This is a genomic window from Bradyrhizobium sp. AZCC 2230 (assembly GCF_036924495.1).
Classification (GTDB): Bacteria; Pseudomonadota; Alphaproteobacteria; order Rhizobiales; family Xanthobacteraceae; genus Bradyrhizobium; species Bradyrhizobium rifense.
The window spans coordinates 3,411,168-3,425,132 of sequence record NZ_JAZHRS010000001.1; the positions used below are offsets into that span (position 1 = coordinate 3,411,168).

Genomic DNA, 13,965 nt, shown 5'->3' on the forward strand with positions numbered 1-13,965 from the left:
CCGACAAATTGCTGCCGGAGCCTGAGAATAATCAGACGCTAAAAGGATCAAGCGGCCTTCCGGTCGCGGCGATCCAGAGCAGTGATCGCTGCATTCACGGTGGTCACAACGTGTTCACGTTCGGGGCCAACAAGCGGCATCCGAGGGGCGCGCGTCCATTCGGGAGCGCCGTAGACAAGGTTCTCGGCGAGCTTGATGTACTGGACCAGCTTCACGTGAGTATCGAGATGGAAGGACGGCGTCAGAATGTGGTAGAGCTTCCGCGCTTCTGCGAATTTCTCCTGAGCGCACAGGTTAAAGATCTCGACACATTCGGCCGGCCAGACGTTCGTCATGCCGGATACCCAGCCCGTTACGCCAAGCGAAGAACTTTCGACAATGAGATCATCGACGCCGCAGAAAACGCTGAATCGATCGCCGAGTTCGATGTACGTATCAGTGACGCGACGGATGTCGCCGGTCTCTTCCTTCACGCATACGATCTCAGGCGTATCGACGAGCTGTTTCAATACGGCCGGCGTTACATCAACCCCGTAGGTGATCGGGTTGTTGTAGATCATGATGGGCAACGACGAGGCGCTGGCGATGCCCTTGTACCACTCCGCCGTCTCGCGATCGTCCGTTTTGTAGCCGAGGCTTGGGAAGACCATCAGCCCCTGCGCGCCGACCGTCTCATACAACTTTGCATTGGCCTTGGCGGCGCTCAGATTCGTTTCAGCCAGACCAGACAGCAGTGGCACTTTGCCTTTCGTCACTTCGGAGGCCGCGTGGATGACGGACTCACGTTCGGCGAGCGTGAGCGATGCATTTTCGCCAAGCATTGGCAGAACGATCACGCCTGAAACCCCAGCCTTGATCAGTCTGTCGATGCTCGACTGAGTAGCCGTTAGATCCACGTTGCCATCTTGGGTCATTTTGGTGGTGACCGCCGGAAAAACGCCGGTCCATTTCTTCGTCATGAGATCCATCTCCTGTAACAAGTAGACTGGATCCAATCTACAGTAGTTTATATTACATGTCTACTTCCTTCCAACGACGAGGTAGGCTAAGGTTTCGAGGCAGTGATTCCGAAAGCGGCCATGGATCCTGTTTTATGGATTCAGCCAGCGAGGGCTCAGAACGGAAGGTAATGAAAGTGACTACCCGCGAAGCGCGATCGGTGAATCCTATCGCTCGACAGAGTTTGCCCGATGCGATCGCCGTTGAGCTGCGCGAGAGAATTCTCAACGGCGAGTTCAAGGACGGCGACCCGATCGTTCAAGAGGCCATTGCGGAGGAATACGAAGTGAGCCGCATGCCCGTGCGCGAAGCGCTTCGGCAACTGGAGGGGCAGGGCTTAGTCGCGCTTAAGACCCACAAGGGCGCGATCGTGACCTCCATGAAGAAGGAAAAAGTCAGCGAGCTCTTCGATCTGCGTGCTCTGCTCGAATGCGACATTCTTGCACGCGCACTACCGCACTTCGGTCCTTCAGATGCTGCCGCGGCTCAGGATTTCCTCAACCAGCTCGAGGGCGCATATCATCGCCGGGACACGGCCGAATGGGGTAAGTTGAACTGGCAGTTTCATAGGAGCCTGTATTTGCCCGCGAACAGGCCAGAGACGCTGTCAGTTCTCGAAGGGATCAATATTCAAGTAGAGCGTTTCATTCGGGTTCAACTCGTGATGACCGGCGCGATCGCCGCAGCCGAACGAGAGCACCGCGACCTTCTGAGCCTGTGCACAGAACGAAATCCGACCGCCGTCGACTACCTCCGAAAACATATCTTGGATGCCGCTAAGTTGCCGTCTTCGATATCAGCCTGAATAAGGCGTTCGGCACCACGCCTGGTTGCTTCACGCGACCAGCCCACGTCGGGGCGCATCTTAGTCCATCGGCTTTGGTTTAATGTAGCACGCGCTGCAGGAACTGGCGGGTCCGCTCTTCCTTCGGATCATTGATCACCTGGCGCGCAGGTCCTAACTCGCAAATCACCCCCTGGTCGAAGAACGCGACGCGGTCACCGGATTCACGAGCAAAGGCCACGTCGTGGGTGACGACGATCATGGTCATCCCGCTCTCTTTGAGCTTGCGTAGAGTATCCAGGACTTCGCCCACGAGTTCTGGATCCAGCGCCGATGTTACCTCGTCGAACAGCATGTAAGCAGGCTTCATCGCCAAGGCTCGCGCAATGGCCAACCGTTGTTGCTGCCCGCCCGAAAGCCCGGACGGTTTCATATCCGCTTTGCTGCCCAGCCCGACATAGTCCAGATGCTCGCGAGCCAAATCGCGCGCATCGCGGCGTGACTGCTTCTTGACGACGCGCGGCGCCAACGCGACGTTCTCAAGAGCCGTGAGATGAGGAAAAGCATTGTACTGTTGGAAAACAATCCCAAGCTTCTGCCTGAGGGTGTTCAGATTTGTATCTCGGGCGTGCACGTTGGTTCCGTCGACGATGATGTTACCACCCTGGATCGATTGAAGACCGTTGATACACTGCAGCAGCGTCGACTTTCCAGACCCGCTGCCGCCGATGAGACACAGCACTTCGCCTTTTTCGATCGACAGATTGATACCCTTGAGCACCTCCAGCGTACCGAACGATTTACGAACATTCTCAATCTCAATCATGCTGGAAGGTCCTTTCGAGCCTGCGGCTGTAAAGTGAGATAGGGTAGCAAATGGCGAAGTAGAACAGCCCGGTACCGGCGAGCACGAGAAGTGCTTCGTTCGTACGATTGATCAAGACTTGCGATGCGCGCAGAAGCTCGACGTACCCGACGACACTGACCAGAGCCGTATCCTTCGTCAGCGCTATGACAGTCCCAATCCAACCAGGGAAGAAAGTTCGAAGAGCGAGTGGAGCGGAGACATAGCGAAGCTCCTGCCAATAGCTCATGCCGAGCGATCTACTCGCCCACTTCAACTGAAACCGCACAGCGCCAAGCCCGGCTCTGACCAGTTCGGAGGTCAGGACACCCATGTAGAGACTGAGGACAATGACCCCAACCCACAGTGGCTCCAGCGGAATGCCAGCCAGCGCGAAGGAACTGTTGACTAGAATGAACTGGATTATTAACGGAACGCTGCGGGTTACGTCAACGTAGGGTGCAAGAACAATCCGCGCGACCGGCACGTCTTGCCTCAGCCAGCCGATCACGACGCCAATCAAGGTACCGAACGTAGCGGCGGCAAGTGTGAGGATGAGGGTATTCCAGACGCCCAAGAGGACATACGGTAGATCCGACCATTGGAGTCCTGAATACGGCAGCTGGAATTGCATCGCGTTCACCTCCCAAACAGACGCCACGACGCCAATTGGGCGAGCGTTTCAATCGCTTTGGCCATGACATAGTAGATACAGGCCGCGACGATGAAGAATTCGAATGTTCGGAATGACTCCGACTGCGCCGCCTGCGTTGCTCCAGTCAGTTCGCGTAGACCGATGATCATTCCAAGCGAACTGTTCAACAGCGCCCAGTTCAGTTGATTCACGTATGGAAAGAAAACGACTTGAAAGACTTGAGGGAAGACGACATACGCGTATGCCGCAAATGCACTCATACCTAAGGAGCGCGCGGCCGACAGTTGCTGTGGCGGCACCGAATTCAAGCCACCTCGAAACGTTTCTGCCAGATAACCGGCGTTGTTGAACGTCAGTGCCGCCACCATCGCAAAATAGCTCGGCAGATGTATGTGTAGAGATCCAAGGCCGAAATAGACCATGTACACTTGGAATAGCGCCGGCGTGTTTCGCGCCAGCTCGACCCAGCCAGTCGCAAAGGCGTGCCCGACGCCCTCCTTTGCACGCCGCCAGAGCGAAAGCGGCAAAGCGAGCGCAGTACCGAAGATCATCGAAAGAATGGTGACCTCAAGCGTGATCCGCGCTCCCTGAAGCAACTCAGGAAACTTCTCCCAGACGATCGACCAGTAGAATGTGTAATTGAACATCGCGCCGACTCCAAAAACCTATGAGGTGGCGCTCGAGAAGCGATCCACCCCACTACGATCAGAAGTCCACGCCCGGCACGCTCAGCGACGGAGATTCGCTGCCACCAAAGTATTGGAAATAGAGTTCTTTGTAGCGCCCCGTCCTTACCTGTGACCAGACGAACACCCGCACCCAGCTCAAAAGGTCCCGGTCGTCTTTTCGGACAGCGATGCCGCAAAGATCTGCCGGCGTCGGCGCTTCGCCCTTGATCACCAAGGTGGGAAACTGGCCGCTCCGGACGAGAGCACCCGCCGAAGCGTTGCCAAGAATAATCCCGTCGATCTTCCCCTGCGTTAGCGCGAGATAGCTTTCCGCTTCGGAGCCGTAACCGGTGTACGAGCCCTTCGCGTCTTTCCAGGCACTGTAGAGAGACTTGAGCTCCTGTTCTGTCGTCGTGCCCGTTACTCCGCCGATCGCCCGCCCCTTCATATCGTCGAATTTTTCGACACCAGCGTCGTTGCGGGTCAGGACCACATTCGTGTAGCTGACATAAGGTTGAGAAAAAGCCACAGTCAGCGCTCGTTGGGTGGTGATCGACGCAGATGCAATCAAGACGTCGATTCGGTTCGAGACCAGAGCAGGAATACGCTCCGAGGAAGGCGTCTCGATAATCTGCGCGGTTGCGCCAAGGGCCTTGGCCATGTCCTTGCAGTAAGCGACGTCATAGCCGTCAGGCTCATTCTTTTGGTTGCGGAAGCCCGCGGGCGGATAATCGAGTTGCACCCCGCATCGCAGCGTCTTCGATTGAACGATCTTGTCCAGCGCGGACTGCGCATGGGCGGCGGAGCCACCCGCAAATGCCGCGAGCATTAAAGATACCAGCGCACCTCGACCCCAATTCTGACGCGACATCAGGCTCTCCCTCTGAAAAAGCAGACAACTATTGGCAAATCCGGCAATAATGACGATATGGATCCAATCTACAATTGTCAAGTAGGTGGAAAGCAGCAAGGAACGACCGGCGTGGAGCTTTGGGGCATTTTGCCCCCCTGAAGCTAAGAGATTCTCGGCCTTTGAATAATCTTGACGTCCTATATGGATCCAATCTACAATATTGGATTAGGAGAGGCCGTGTCAGCGCAATCTGCAATCGTGATCGGAGCCGGAATCGTCGGGCTATCCACGGCGTTTCATCTCGCCGCCGAAGGTCTGGCTGTTACCGTGGTGGATCGCGACCCTCTCGGGGATAAGGCATCGTTTGGAAATGCCGCCGGGATTGCAGTGACAGAGGTCGTCCCCGCTTCGGTGCCCGGCCTCGCCCTCAAGATTCCAGGATGGCTGCTCGATCCGCTCGGCCCCCTAGCCGTCCGCCCTGTGCACGTTCTCAAACTTCTACCTTGGCTTTGGGCCTTTTCGCGCGCCGGTCGCCGGGAAGAAGTTGAGCGCATTGGGGCGGCGCTCTCAGCCTTGAACAGCCGAGTCTACGATGATCTCGAACCGATGCTGGACGCGTGCGGGCTTTCTGGAGAACTACAGCGCCGCGGCGCACTCACCGTTTACGAGAGCGAGAAGGCTTTCAGGAACGACGCCGAGGAGTGGAGCTTCAAACGCCGTCACGGCATAGAGGTACGAGCACTATCGGGGGATGAAGCACGCGAACTCGAGCCAGCGCTCAGCCCGGTCATAACCAACGCGACCCTCACGCCGCAATGGTCGCATGTCAACGACCCGAAGGCACTCGTTGACGGGTTGCGCTCGTGGCTGATGCGCGAAAGAGGGGTTCAGATCCTAACGGGCGAGGTCCGAAGCCTTGTCGCCCAGGATTCACAAAGAGTGGCGGTGCGCTGCGGAGAAGGAAGAGAATTCTCGGGCGACTTTGTCGTGGTCGCCGCTGGTGCCTGGTCGGGCATCCTCGCCCAGACGCTTGGCGACCGTGTGCTCCTCGAGAGTGAGAGAGGTTATAATACGACCTTGCCCGAGCCAGGCGTAGAGATCTCCCGTGAGATCATCTTCGCCGAGCGCAAGTTCGTTGCAACGCCTCTCAGCATCGGCTTGCGCATCGGAGGTGCGGCCGAGTTCGGTGGCCTCGATGCAGCCGCGAATTACAAGCGTGCCGAAGCTTTGGTTTCATTGGCCTCGCGCTACTTTCCCAAGCTCAACCCGCGCGGTGGGACCGCCTGGGCGGGCCATCGACCAGCGACCCCGGACAGCCTGCCGGTGATCGGCCGAGCTCCGCATTGTCCAAACGTGATCTATGCGTTTGGCCACGGGCACCTCGGCCTAACTCAAGCCGCCACAACGGGTCGAATCGTCGCAGATTTGATCAAAGGGCGCCCTGATTCGATCGATCTCTCTGCTTATTCCATATCTCGCTTCAACTGAGCCAAGAGTTACGCCATGACGCGCCATACGTTCTTCTGCATCGACGCTCACGCCTGCGGAAACCCGGTTCGTGTCGTCGCGGGCGGCGGTCCGCTCCTGCCCGCGGTTTCGATGGCCGAGAAGCGTCAGATCTTTGTCAGGGACTATGATTGGATCCGGCGCGCGCTCATGTTTGAACCGCGCGGACACGATGTCATGTCCGGAACGATCCTGTATCCCTCGTCTCGCGATGATTGCGACATTGGCGTGCTCTTCATCGAAGTCAGCGGCTGTCTGCCGATGTGTGGCCATGGCACGATCGGAACGATAACCGCAGCGATCGAAGAAGGCCTCGTCGTTCCGAAGGAAGAAGGACGCCTGGCGATCGAAGCGCCAGCCGGCCGCGTGGCGATCGAATACCTCAAGAACGGACAGTACGTCGAGGAGGTCAGGCTCTTCAATGTGCCCAGTTACCTTCACGCACAAGACGTCACCCTGAACGTACCCGGCCTGGGTTCAATAGTCGTTGACCTATCCTACGGCGGAAACTTCTACGTGATCATTGAACCTCAAGCCAACTGGTCGGGCCTTGATGGAATGTCGGCTGACGAAATCAAGCGCTTGAGTCCGTTGGTGCGCGCCGCCGCGGAGCGTGCTCTGGCGCCCGTACACCCGGAGGACGAGCGCATCCGCAGCGTCAGCCACGTCATGTGGTGCGACAAGCCAAAATCGCCAAAAGCAGACGCGCGCAACGCCGTCTTCTACGGAGACAACGCTATTGACAGATCGCCATGTGGAACGGGCTCATCGGCTCGCATGGCCCAACTCGTGGCGCGTCGGCGATTGGCCGTTGGTGACCGTTTTGTCCATGAAAGTATCATCGGCACCATGTTCAACTGTCGCGTCGAAGGCGAGACCACAGTCGGCACAAAGCCGGCAATCCTGCCAAGCGTTGCAGGTTGGGCCCGCGTGATTGGCCACAATACAATCTACGTAGACGATCGTGACCCGCTCGCGCATGGCTTCCAGTTGGCCTGAACAGCATCTTCAGTTGATCGAAAGCACCATGAGCCAAACCGACGCCATTCGCATGTCGCTTGACGAGGTTCGCGACCTTGCCAGGCGCATCCTGTCGCATTACGGCCTCGCGTCCGACCATGTAGCTGCCGTCGCCGAGACGATCGTGGCGAGCGAACGCGACGGCTGCACCTCACACGGAGTGTACCGTCTGATCGTCTGCGCGCGGACGCTCGCCAGCGGGAATGTGATCCGGGAAGCCGTTCCGGAGGTCTCGAACACCGCGCGGTCGATGACACGGGTCGACGCTAAGGGCGGATACGCCCAGCTTGCCTTCGAAATGGGGCTTCCCACGCTCGTCGAGAATGCAAAGCAAACAGGTATCGCCGCGCTGGCGATCAATAACTGTGTTCATTTCGCAGCGCTGTGGCCGGAAGTCGAGCGCCTGGCAGATCTAGGTCTCGTCGCCCTCGCCTGCACGCCAAGCCACGCATGGGTCGCGCCAGCCGGGGGCACGAAGCCCGTCTTTGGAACCAATCCAATTGCCTTCGCCTGGCCCCGTCCAGACGGTCCGCCTTTCGTTTTCGATTTCGCTACGAGCGCGGTCGCGCGTGGTGAGATCGAACTGCACCATCGTGCCGGGAAACCCATTCCGATCGGCTGGGGCCTCGACACCCATGGACGCCCGACAACGAACGCCGGTGACGCGCTGGCCGGCGCCATGCTCGCCTTCGGCGGACACAAAGGCTCCGCACTGGCTGTCATGGTTGAGTTGCTGGCAGGGCCGCTGATCGGCGACATGACGAGCGCGGAATCGTTGGCGGCCGACGCGGGGCGGAAGTCGTCTCCGCTCGGAGGGGAGCTGATCGTCGCCATCGATCCAGTCGGATTCCTAGGCGTTTCGACCAACCACCATATTCGCAGAGCGGAGTCTCTGTTCGAGGCTATCACGACACAGGGAGCGCGCCTGTCCTCACAACGACGATACGAAAACCGGGAGCGAAGCATTACTGACGGCGTGTTAATCCCGCGCTCGCTCCACCAAGATCTCGTTGCCTTGCTCTAGGGTTGAAACTTCGGGGAATTGAAGTGCAGGAGATCAAACTCCTGCCACTGCTTCTCTGCAGCAGCGATTGCTTTCGCGCTTCTCTCTGCGTCCAGCTTCACAAGTTGAGCGCACACACTCTCGACGATCGATAGGCTGGGAACGATCGAAGGAAAGAACGAGGCACCTTCAGATGGGACCACCAAGATCCGGTCCGCGAATTCAGCGATCGGCGATACCAATTGGTCCGAGATCAGATAAACCGGCGCACCTCGACGCTTTGCTTCGCGTGCAGCAGCGATGGATGAGTTGTACAATCGCCAAAACGTTATCGGAATGAGGACATCTCTGTCTGTTAGGTCAGCGAGTGCGTTGGTCAGGACGACTGTATCGTCCAAAACCTCGCATCGATAGCCAGCCACTCCTGCATGGTGAGCTAACGTTCTTCCGACTGCGGCAAAGCTTCCCGACGCAACAATAAGGCGCCGCTTCGCTGAAGAGATGACTTTTGCAAAATCCAAGATGATCGATCGATCGATCGCCCGCTTCATTGCAGTCAGGTGCTCAATATGCTTTCCGATCGTCGCGTCAAAGGGCGCCTGTGTTGATGAAGCATCGTGAACAACCGCAAGCTCGGGTGCGCTCAATAGGCCGAGATAACGAGCGCGGATCTCCTGACGCCATTCCGGCCAGCCCGAGAATCCGAAAGATTGAGCACTTCGCGTAACGGTGGCGACATTGACGCCCGAAGCCCCCGCCATCTCAGAGGTGGAGGCATAGGATGCAAGCTCTGGATTGGTAATGACTGCGTCCAAAACGTGATGAACGGCTTTCGACGGAACCTTGTTGGCAGCGAGCGCGCGAAGCCAATCCTCAACCGGCCGCCCATGCAGCTCCGGTCTTGCAACGATTTTTGTATCTTTTGTCATCCGTGAGTCATATTGCAATTATTCTTGCAGATGGCATACTACCCCAGCCGAAAATAAATACCGGCGCCCCCTTTCTTGCAAAGAACTTTGCAGAATCGACGAAGCGGCAGGTCGAGGGGCCAAAACTCTGAGCAGAATTGGATCCAATCGATTGTCGCCGGCGTAGCGCCCAAGGGGAGTGTGATGTATGTCTCAGATTGCTCAACGCCTTGAGCGGCTGCCTTTCGGTCGTTTTCACTACAAGCTCCTCCTGATGGGAGGATTAGGATACATGTTCGAGGCGGTCGACGCCGCCATCATTGCATTCCTCTTGCCGGTGTTGCGACCGCTCTGGGGTCTAACCAGCGTCGAGACCGGTGTCCTCGCAAGCAGCACTTTTTTCGGTTTCCTCGTCGGCGCGCTGACCGCCGGCGCACTCGGTGACCGCTTTGGACGCCGCAACATCATGATGTGGGCGCTCGTGCTGTTCTGTGTCTCCGCTTTCGTAAGCGCGTTCGTCAACAACTGGCACCACTTCTTCGCACTTAGGGTGATTGGAGGAATTGGGATGGGCGCGGAGGCCGCCATCATCGCCCCATTCTTATCGGAATTCGTAAGCGCCAACAGGCGAGGTAGCTTTACGGCATCGCTCGCAGGATTCTTCTCTTTTGGGTTCGTAACGGCTGCTCTCATCGGATATTTCATCGTCCCGCTCGGTGACAACGGTTGGCGGTACGCAATCGTGGCAACTGCTCTCCCTGTCGTTCTCGTTCTTTGGTGGCGCCGGTCGGTCCACGAGTCACCACGCTGGTTGGAAAGCCGCGGCAGGCACGCAGAAGCCGAAGCTATCGTTGCGGGCATCGAAACGGATTTCGAGCAACGTGGCATCAAACTTCCGCCGGTTCCTGCATCCGGGGCGATCGTTACAACTCCTGCAGCGAGCCTCGGCGAGACTTTCAAGGTTTTGTGGTCGCCAAAGCTGCGGCGCATCACGATCATGACCTGGCTGCTTTGGCTCTCTGTGACCTTCTGTTCCTATCTGTTTTTTACCTGGATTCCCGGTCTGCTGGTCGAACGCGGCATGACGATTACCAAGAGCTTCTCCTTCTCAATCCTGATCTATCTCGCTCAAATCCCGGGATATTTTTCCGCAGCATGGGCCTGTGAGCGGATCGGCCGTCAGTACACCATCGTGTCTTACATGGCTGGCGCGGCACTTTCGGCTCTTGCCTTGGCCACAGTCCAGACCGATCAGCAGGTGTTAGCTATGAGCATCCTGCTGTCGTTCTTTATCAACGGCGTCAATGCAGGTGAGTATGCCTACACGCCGGAAGTTTTCCCAACTCGTGTCCGGGCAACAGGAGTTGGGACTGCATCGGCAATCGGCCGCATTGGCGCAATCAGTTCCCCGATTCTTGTGGGCTACATCTATCCAATCGCCGGCTTTGCGGGTGTGTTTGGGATGACTACGGCCGTCCTGCTCGCAGGCGCACTCTCTGTCATCACACTTGGAATTCCGACAAAAGGGCGTTCGCTCGAAGAAATCGAGAGCACAGAATTTCAGGCTGCCCTTCTCCCTGTCAAGGGTGTCGAGGAGTCCCGCGCGTGACCCAGGGTCTGACGGAAACGCAATTCCATCGCTTGGCAGCATTCAATGCGGCCGTTACGCGTGCGACCGACCCCAGCGCTATGATGACGCTGGGGGAAGCGGCTTTTCAGCGAGAGTTCGGATACAAGCTCTTCACGCTCCTGAAGGTCGACCGCGATGCCAGCCTCATGCGCCGGCTCTACTCGAGCAATACCAAGATCAACCCTGTCGGGGGCACCAAGCCGATTGAGGCAGGCAACTGGACTCAACGCGTTCTGGTCGAAGGTCTCCACTACGTCGGCCGAAACCGCTCCGATCTCAAGAGCGTATTCGCCGAACATGAGGCGCTATTCAACCTTGGTTGCGAAAGTGTGCTCAACACGCCGATTCTATCGCGAGGACAGGTTATCGGCTCGATAAACATCTTGGACATTGAAAATCACTACACGGAAGACATGTGCCCATTGGCCAGCCTTTACGGCCAATGCCTGACACAAGTCTTCCTTTGATCTGAGAAACCCGATGCCGATCTTGTTCAAGAATGCACTTGTCGTAGACGCGACCGAGTTCGGTGCGCGGGATGGTGCCGTCTACGTTGAGAATGGTCAGATCAGAGATACTGCATTCTCCGGCCGCGTTCCCGAAAATTGCCGGGTTTTCGACTTGAAAGGCAAGAGCCTGATGCCTGGGCTGATCGATTGCCATGTTCACGTCGTAGCAAGCATGATGAACCTAGCCCAAAACGCGGCTCTGCCAGATCCTCTTGCCGTGCTTCGCTCTGTGCCGATCATGCGCGGCATGCTGGAGAGAGGTTTTACTACCGTACGCGATGTTGGCGGCGCCCCTGTCGCACTCGCAGATGCGCAAGTGCAAGGCCTAATTGCCGGCCCGAAGCTCATCGTCTGCGGCAAGGCATTGTCCAAGACGGGTGGACACACCGACTTCCGACAAAAATACGATGTGCGCGAACCGCATCGCAACGATCATCGGTTTGGATCGCTCGGCCGCATCGCAGACGGTCCAGAGGAAGTACGTCACGCCTGTAGAGAAGAGCTCCGACAAGGCGCGCGCTTCATAAAGGTGATGGCCAACGGCGGCGTCGGAAGTCCGACCGACCCGATCGATTGGTTCGGCTATTCCGAGGATGAGCTGCGAGCCGCTGTTAGCGAGGCCCGTGATGCGCACACCTACGTGTCAGCTCACCTGTATACTGCAGCGGGAATTAAGAGAGCCGTCGAGTGTGGCGTCCGTTCTCTGGAACATTGCAACCTCATCGATGATGAAACGGCCGCGCTTGCCGCCGCTGCAGGTGCAGTTGCGGTCCCGACGTTGACCATTTTCGAGGCTCAGGCCCGCGAGGGAGAGAAGATAGGCTTACCGAAGGAAAACAGACCCAAGCTCGACATGGTCCGGTCTGCGGGCTTCAAGAGCATCGAGATCTTGCGCAATGCAGGCGTCAAGATGGCCTATGGCACGGATCTGCTCGGCGAGACGCACGAATACCAAAACGAGGAGTTTAGATACCGGTCAGAGGTTCTGTCATCAACTGAGGTGCTTGCCAGTGCGACAACGACAGCTGCCGCGTTGATCGGTGCTGGAGAAAGGCTCGGTGTTATCCGCGAGGGAGCAACCGCAGACCTTCTTGTCGTCCGAGGAAACCCTTTGCGCAACATCGACCTCCTCGCTGCTCCCCTACACAACATAAGGATGGTTGTTCAAAACGGCGGTGTTGTGATCGAACGTGGATTCTAGATCCAGGCTTGTTTGCATCATACGCGAGCCCATGACCGAACTGACGGCGATGACCATGGCCGCTAACGCCCAGCCCAGCATCGGAACGCGGCCGATCTATCAGAGAAATGCCGACGTCTGCGCATCAAACGCAAGGACGATGCACTGGACAAACCAAGCAACCCGCCGGCAATTTCGCATCAGCAAACGATGGCGCCGACCAGAATTAATCGCCCGATTGCGCTGCCGCGACGTGGCTCCGGACACGATCAAAGCCCCGAATCTGATCGCTTTGTCCCTGCAAAAAGAAGGCGCGAGACATCCTCCCGATGCGGCAAACGGCGCGGATCGATTGGATCATGGCCCACATTTGAAGAGGAGCTAGCGCGGGTGATCGCCACTTTGCTTCGACCGAACCGGCCGTGCGCCGTCAGGTGCGCGGCCGGAATTTGATGGCGCCGGGGCCGTCCTTGCGACCCCGGCTCCCCCCTCACTCTGCTGCTTATCGAGCCAGGCCACGACGTTCTCCAAAATTTGGTGTATCCCTCGTGCGCGATGACAGCATCCGCAACGGTCTCTTGACGGGACACTATTGATGTCGGGAATCCACCTTGCGAATCACCGGCGTTTTCCTCCGGCGCAGTTGCGCAACGCATGATGGCCGGATGGAACAGAGATAGACACTTTGAATTAAGGGCCGGTTGCGTTGTGTGGCACACCCAAAGGCGTCAGCGTGACACGGCGAAATCGCTCGCGGTACACGCCGGGTCATTTGCCCGGCGAACGGCTCTTTCGTCGCCGTCCTCCGCTCAACCCCGTGACAGCAGATCCACGGCAACGAGAGACAGGAACAGCACGCTGGCAGCGATATTCACCACCAAGCCCAGTCGGATGATCCATGACTCGTTGTTCGGGAGGCTCCTGATTCCTCCCACCGCGCGCAGTGTCGCGAGGAGCAGATGACCTCCATCCAACGGTGGAATGGGAACGAGGTTGTAGAGACCAATCGCGATCGACAGCGCGCTGACGAAGGATGCGGCCAGCGCGGGAAGGTGAAAATCGAGGGACGGCACCAATCCGCCCTCGCCGACCAACGCCAACGAAAGTCCGCAAATCGCCAGCGAGAAAGCCAGATTTGCTGCAGGCCCCGCGGCGTGCACGACCGCCAGAGCACCTGGTTTGGCCGAAGACAAGACGCCGTCCTCATCACCTCGCAACTCCAGGTAAGCCGCTATCGGAAACAGCCCCACACTGCAGTGCGTGCCGCTTTGATCGGACAATACGCAGACGGTGGGACCGACGCCGATCCTGATGCGCTTCACTGGATTCATGTTCCACGCGAGCGCACCACGCGTCCAGTCAAACCGCGCCCCGCTATGCGGGGCTTGCGATGTCCCGCACCATCA

15 protein-coding genes are annotated in these 13,965 nt (G+C 57.8%); 8 read left to right on the plus strand and 7 right to left on the minus strand.

Annotated elements, in window-relative coordinates; all coding sequences use genetic code 11:
* Positions 1-47: 47 nt before the first annotated feature.
* Positions 48-959: a dihydrodipicolinate synthase family protein gene (locus V1280_RS16410; RefSeq protein WP_334525855.1), complete on the minus strand. Its 912-nt coding sequence runs from the start codon at positions 957-959 to the stop codon at positions 48-50.
* Between the two features lie 134 nt (positions 960-1,093).
* Between V1280_RS16410 and V1280_RS16415 the strand changes: the two genes are divergently transcribed.
* Entirely contained in the window at positions 1,094-1,804 is a 711-nt protein-coding gene (locus V1280_RS16415) for a GntR family transcriptional regulator (RefSeq protein WP_334525857.1), read from the plus strand.
* Positions 1,805-1,883: 79 nt separating this feature from the next.
* Here V1280_RS16415 and V1280_RS16420 read toward each other — a convergent pair whose 3' ends face one another.
* The 4 genes from V1280_RS16420 to V1280_RS16435 are packed head-to-tail and all read right to left on the minus strand — an operon-like array spanning position 1,884 to position 4,821.
* The gene (locus tag V1280_RS16420) at positions 1,884-2,609 is read right to left on the minus strand and encodes an amino acid ABC transporter ATP-binding protein (RefSeq protein ID WP_334525861.1); all 726 of its coding nucleotides are present in this window, start codon (positions 2,607-2,609) and stop codon (positions 1,884-1,886) included.
* On the minus strand, positions 2,602-3,261 hold the full coding sequence (locus V1280_RS16425; protein WP_334525864.1) for an amino acid ABC transporter permease: 660 nt from the start codon (positions 3,259-3,261) through the stop codon (positions 2,602-2,604). The genes V1280_RS16420 and V1280_RS16425 overlap by 8 nt, the downstream gene beginning before the upstream one ends.
* A gap of 5 nt (positions 3,262-3,266) precedes the next feature.
* Complete coding sequence (locus V1280_RS16430) at positions 3,267-3,929, minus strand: amino acid ABC transporter permease (protein ID WP_334525868.1); 663 nt, start codon at positions 3,927-3,929, stop codon at positions 3,267-3,269.
* Positions 3,930-3,987: 58 nt separating this feature from the next.
* Positions 3,988-4,821 (minus strand): ABC transporter substrate-binding protein, encoded by an 834-nt coding sequence (locus V1280_RS16435; protein ID WP_334525871.1) that lies wholly within the window; start codon positions 4,819-4,821, stop codon positions 3,988-3,990.
* Between the two features lie 219 nt (positions 4,822-5,040).
* Here V1280_RS16435 and V1280_RS16440 point away from each other — a divergent pair, with 219 nt between their 5' ends.
* Genes V1280_RS16440 through V1280_RS16450 form a run of 3 tightly spaced genes read left to right on the plus strand, consistent with a single transcriptional unit; the run spans position 5,041 to position 8,353 of the window.
* Complete coding sequence (locus V1280_RS16440; RefSeq protein WP_334525873.1) at positions 5,041-6,291, plus strand: NAD(P)/FAD-dependent oxidoreductase; 1,251 nt, start codon at positions 5,041-5,043, stop codon at positions 6,289-6,291.
* Positions 6,292-6,306: 15 nt separating this feature from the next.
* Entirely contained in the window at positions 6,307-7,308 is a 1,002-nt protein-coding gene (locus V1280_RS16445) for a 4-hydroxyproline epimerase (protein WP_334525876.1), read from the plus strand.
* 28 nt (positions 7,309-7,336) lie between these two features.
* The gene (locus V1280_RS16450; RefSeq protein WP_334525879.1) at positions 7,337-8,353 is read left to right on the plus strand and encodes an Ldh family oxidoreductase; all 1,017 of its coding nucleotides are present in this window, start codon (positions 7,337-7,339) and stop codon (positions 8,351-8,353) included.
* On the opposite strand, the gene V1280_RS16455 is transcribed toward V1280_RS16450, so the two are convergent.
* Complete coding sequence (locus V1280_RS16455) at positions 8,350-9,261, minus strand: MurR/RpiR family transcriptional regulator (protein WP_334525882.1); 912 nt, start codon at positions 9,259-9,261, stop codon at positions 8,350-8,352. The genes V1280_RS16450 and V1280_RS16455 overlap by 4 nt on opposite strands.
* 187 nt (positions 9,262-9,448) lie before the next feature.
* On the opposite strand from V1280_RS16455, the gene V1280_RS16460 reads away from it, so the two are divergent.
* Genes V1280_RS16460 through V1280_RS16475 form a run of 4 tightly spaced genes read left to right on the plus strand, consistent with a single transcriptional unit; the run spans position 9,449 to position 12,944 of the window.
* On the plus strand, positions 9,449-10,849 hold the full coding sequence (locus V1280_RS16460; RefSeq protein ID WP_334525885.1) for an MFS transporter: 1,401 nt from the start codon (positions 9,449-9,451) through the stop codon (positions 10,847-10,849).
* Positions 10,846-11,337 carry a hypothetical protein gene (locus tag V1280_RS16465; RefSeq protein ID WP_334525888.1) on the plus strand — a complete coding sequence of 164 codons (492 nt, stop codon included), beginning with the start codon at positions 10,846-10,848 and terminating at the stop codon, positions 11,335-11,337. Before V1280_RS16460 ends, V1280_RS16465 begins: the two co-directional genes overlap by 4 nt.
* Positions 11,338-11,350: 13 nt before the next feature.
* Positions 11,351-12,580, plus strand: coding sequence for a metal-dependent hydrolase family protein (locus V1280_RS16470; protein ID WP_334525891.1), 1,230 nt, complete (start codon positions 11,351-11,353; stop codon positions 12,578-12,580).
* Positions 12,581-12,611: 31 nt separating this feature from the next.
* A complete protein-coding gene (locus V1280_RS16475; RefSeq protein WP_334525894.1) occupies positions 12,612-12,944 on the plus strand; it encodes a hypothetical protein in 333 nt (110 codons plus the stop codon).
* Positions 12,945-13,368: 424 nt separating this feature from the next.
* Here V1280_RS16475 and V1280_RS16480 read toward each other — a convergent pair whose 3' ends face one another.
* Positions 13,369-13,890: a site-2 protease family protein gene (locus tag V1280_RS16480; RefSeq protein ID WP_334525897.1), complete on the minus strand. Its 522-nt coding sequence runs from the start codon at positions 13,888-13,890 to the stop codon at positions 13,369-13,371.
* Positions 13,891-13,965 lie beyond the last annotated feature (75 nt).

Bases quoted from the DNA above. Each gene is read 5' to 3' on its own strand.
- V1280_RS16410 (WP_334525855.1), bottom strand. From the start codon at position 959: ATGACGAAGAAATGGACCGGCGTTTTTCCGGCGGTCACCACCAAAATG.
- V1280_RS16415 (WP_334525857.1), top strand. From the start codon at position 1,094: ATGGATTCAGCCAGCGAGGGCTCAGAACGGAAGGTAATGAAAGTGACT.
- V1280_RS16420 (WP_334525861.1), bottom strand. From the start codon at position 2,609: ATGATTGAGATTGAGAATGTTCGTAAATCGTTCGGTACGCTGGAGGTG.
- V1280_RS16425 (WP_334525864.1), bottom strand. From the start codon at position 3,261: ATGCAATTCCAGCTGCCGTATTCAGGACTCCAATGGTCGGATCTACCG.
- V1280_RS16430 (WP_334525868.1), bottom strand. From the start codon at position 3,929: ATGTTCAATTACACATTCTACTGGTCGATCGTCTGGGAGAAGTTTCCT.
- V1280_RS16435 (WP_334525871.1), bottom strand. From the start codon at position 4,821: ATGTCGCGTCAGAATTGGGGTCGAGGTGCGCTGGTATCTTTAATGCTC.
- V1280_RS16445 (WP_334525876.1), top strand. From the start codon at position 6,307: ATGACGCGCCATACGTTCTTCTGCATCGACGCTCACGCCTGCGGAAAC.
- V1280_RS16450 (WP_334525879.1), top strand. From the start codon at position 7,337: ATGAGCCAAACCGACGCCATTCGCATGTCGCTTGACGAGGTTCGCGAC.
- V1280_RS16455 (WP_334525882.1), bottom strand. From the start codon at position 9,261: ATGACAAAAGATACAAAAATCGTTGCAAGACCGGAGCTGCATGGGCGG.
- V1280_RS16460 (WP_334525885.1), top strand. From the start codon at position 9,449: ATGTCTCAGATTGCTCAACGCCTTGAGCGGCTGCCTTTCGGTCGTTTT.
- V1280_RS16470 (WP_334525891.1), top strand. From the start codon at position 11,351: ATGCCGATCTTGTTCAAGAATGCACTTGTCGTAGACGCGACCGAGTTC.
- V1280_RS16475 (WP_334525894.1), top strand. From the start codon at position 12,612: ATGACCGAACTGACGGCGATGACCATGGCCGCTAACGCCCAGCCCAGC.
- V1280_RS16480 (WP_334525897.1), bottom strand. From the start codon at position 13,890: ATGAATCCAGTGAAGCGCATCAGGATCGGCGTCGGTCCCACCGTCTGC.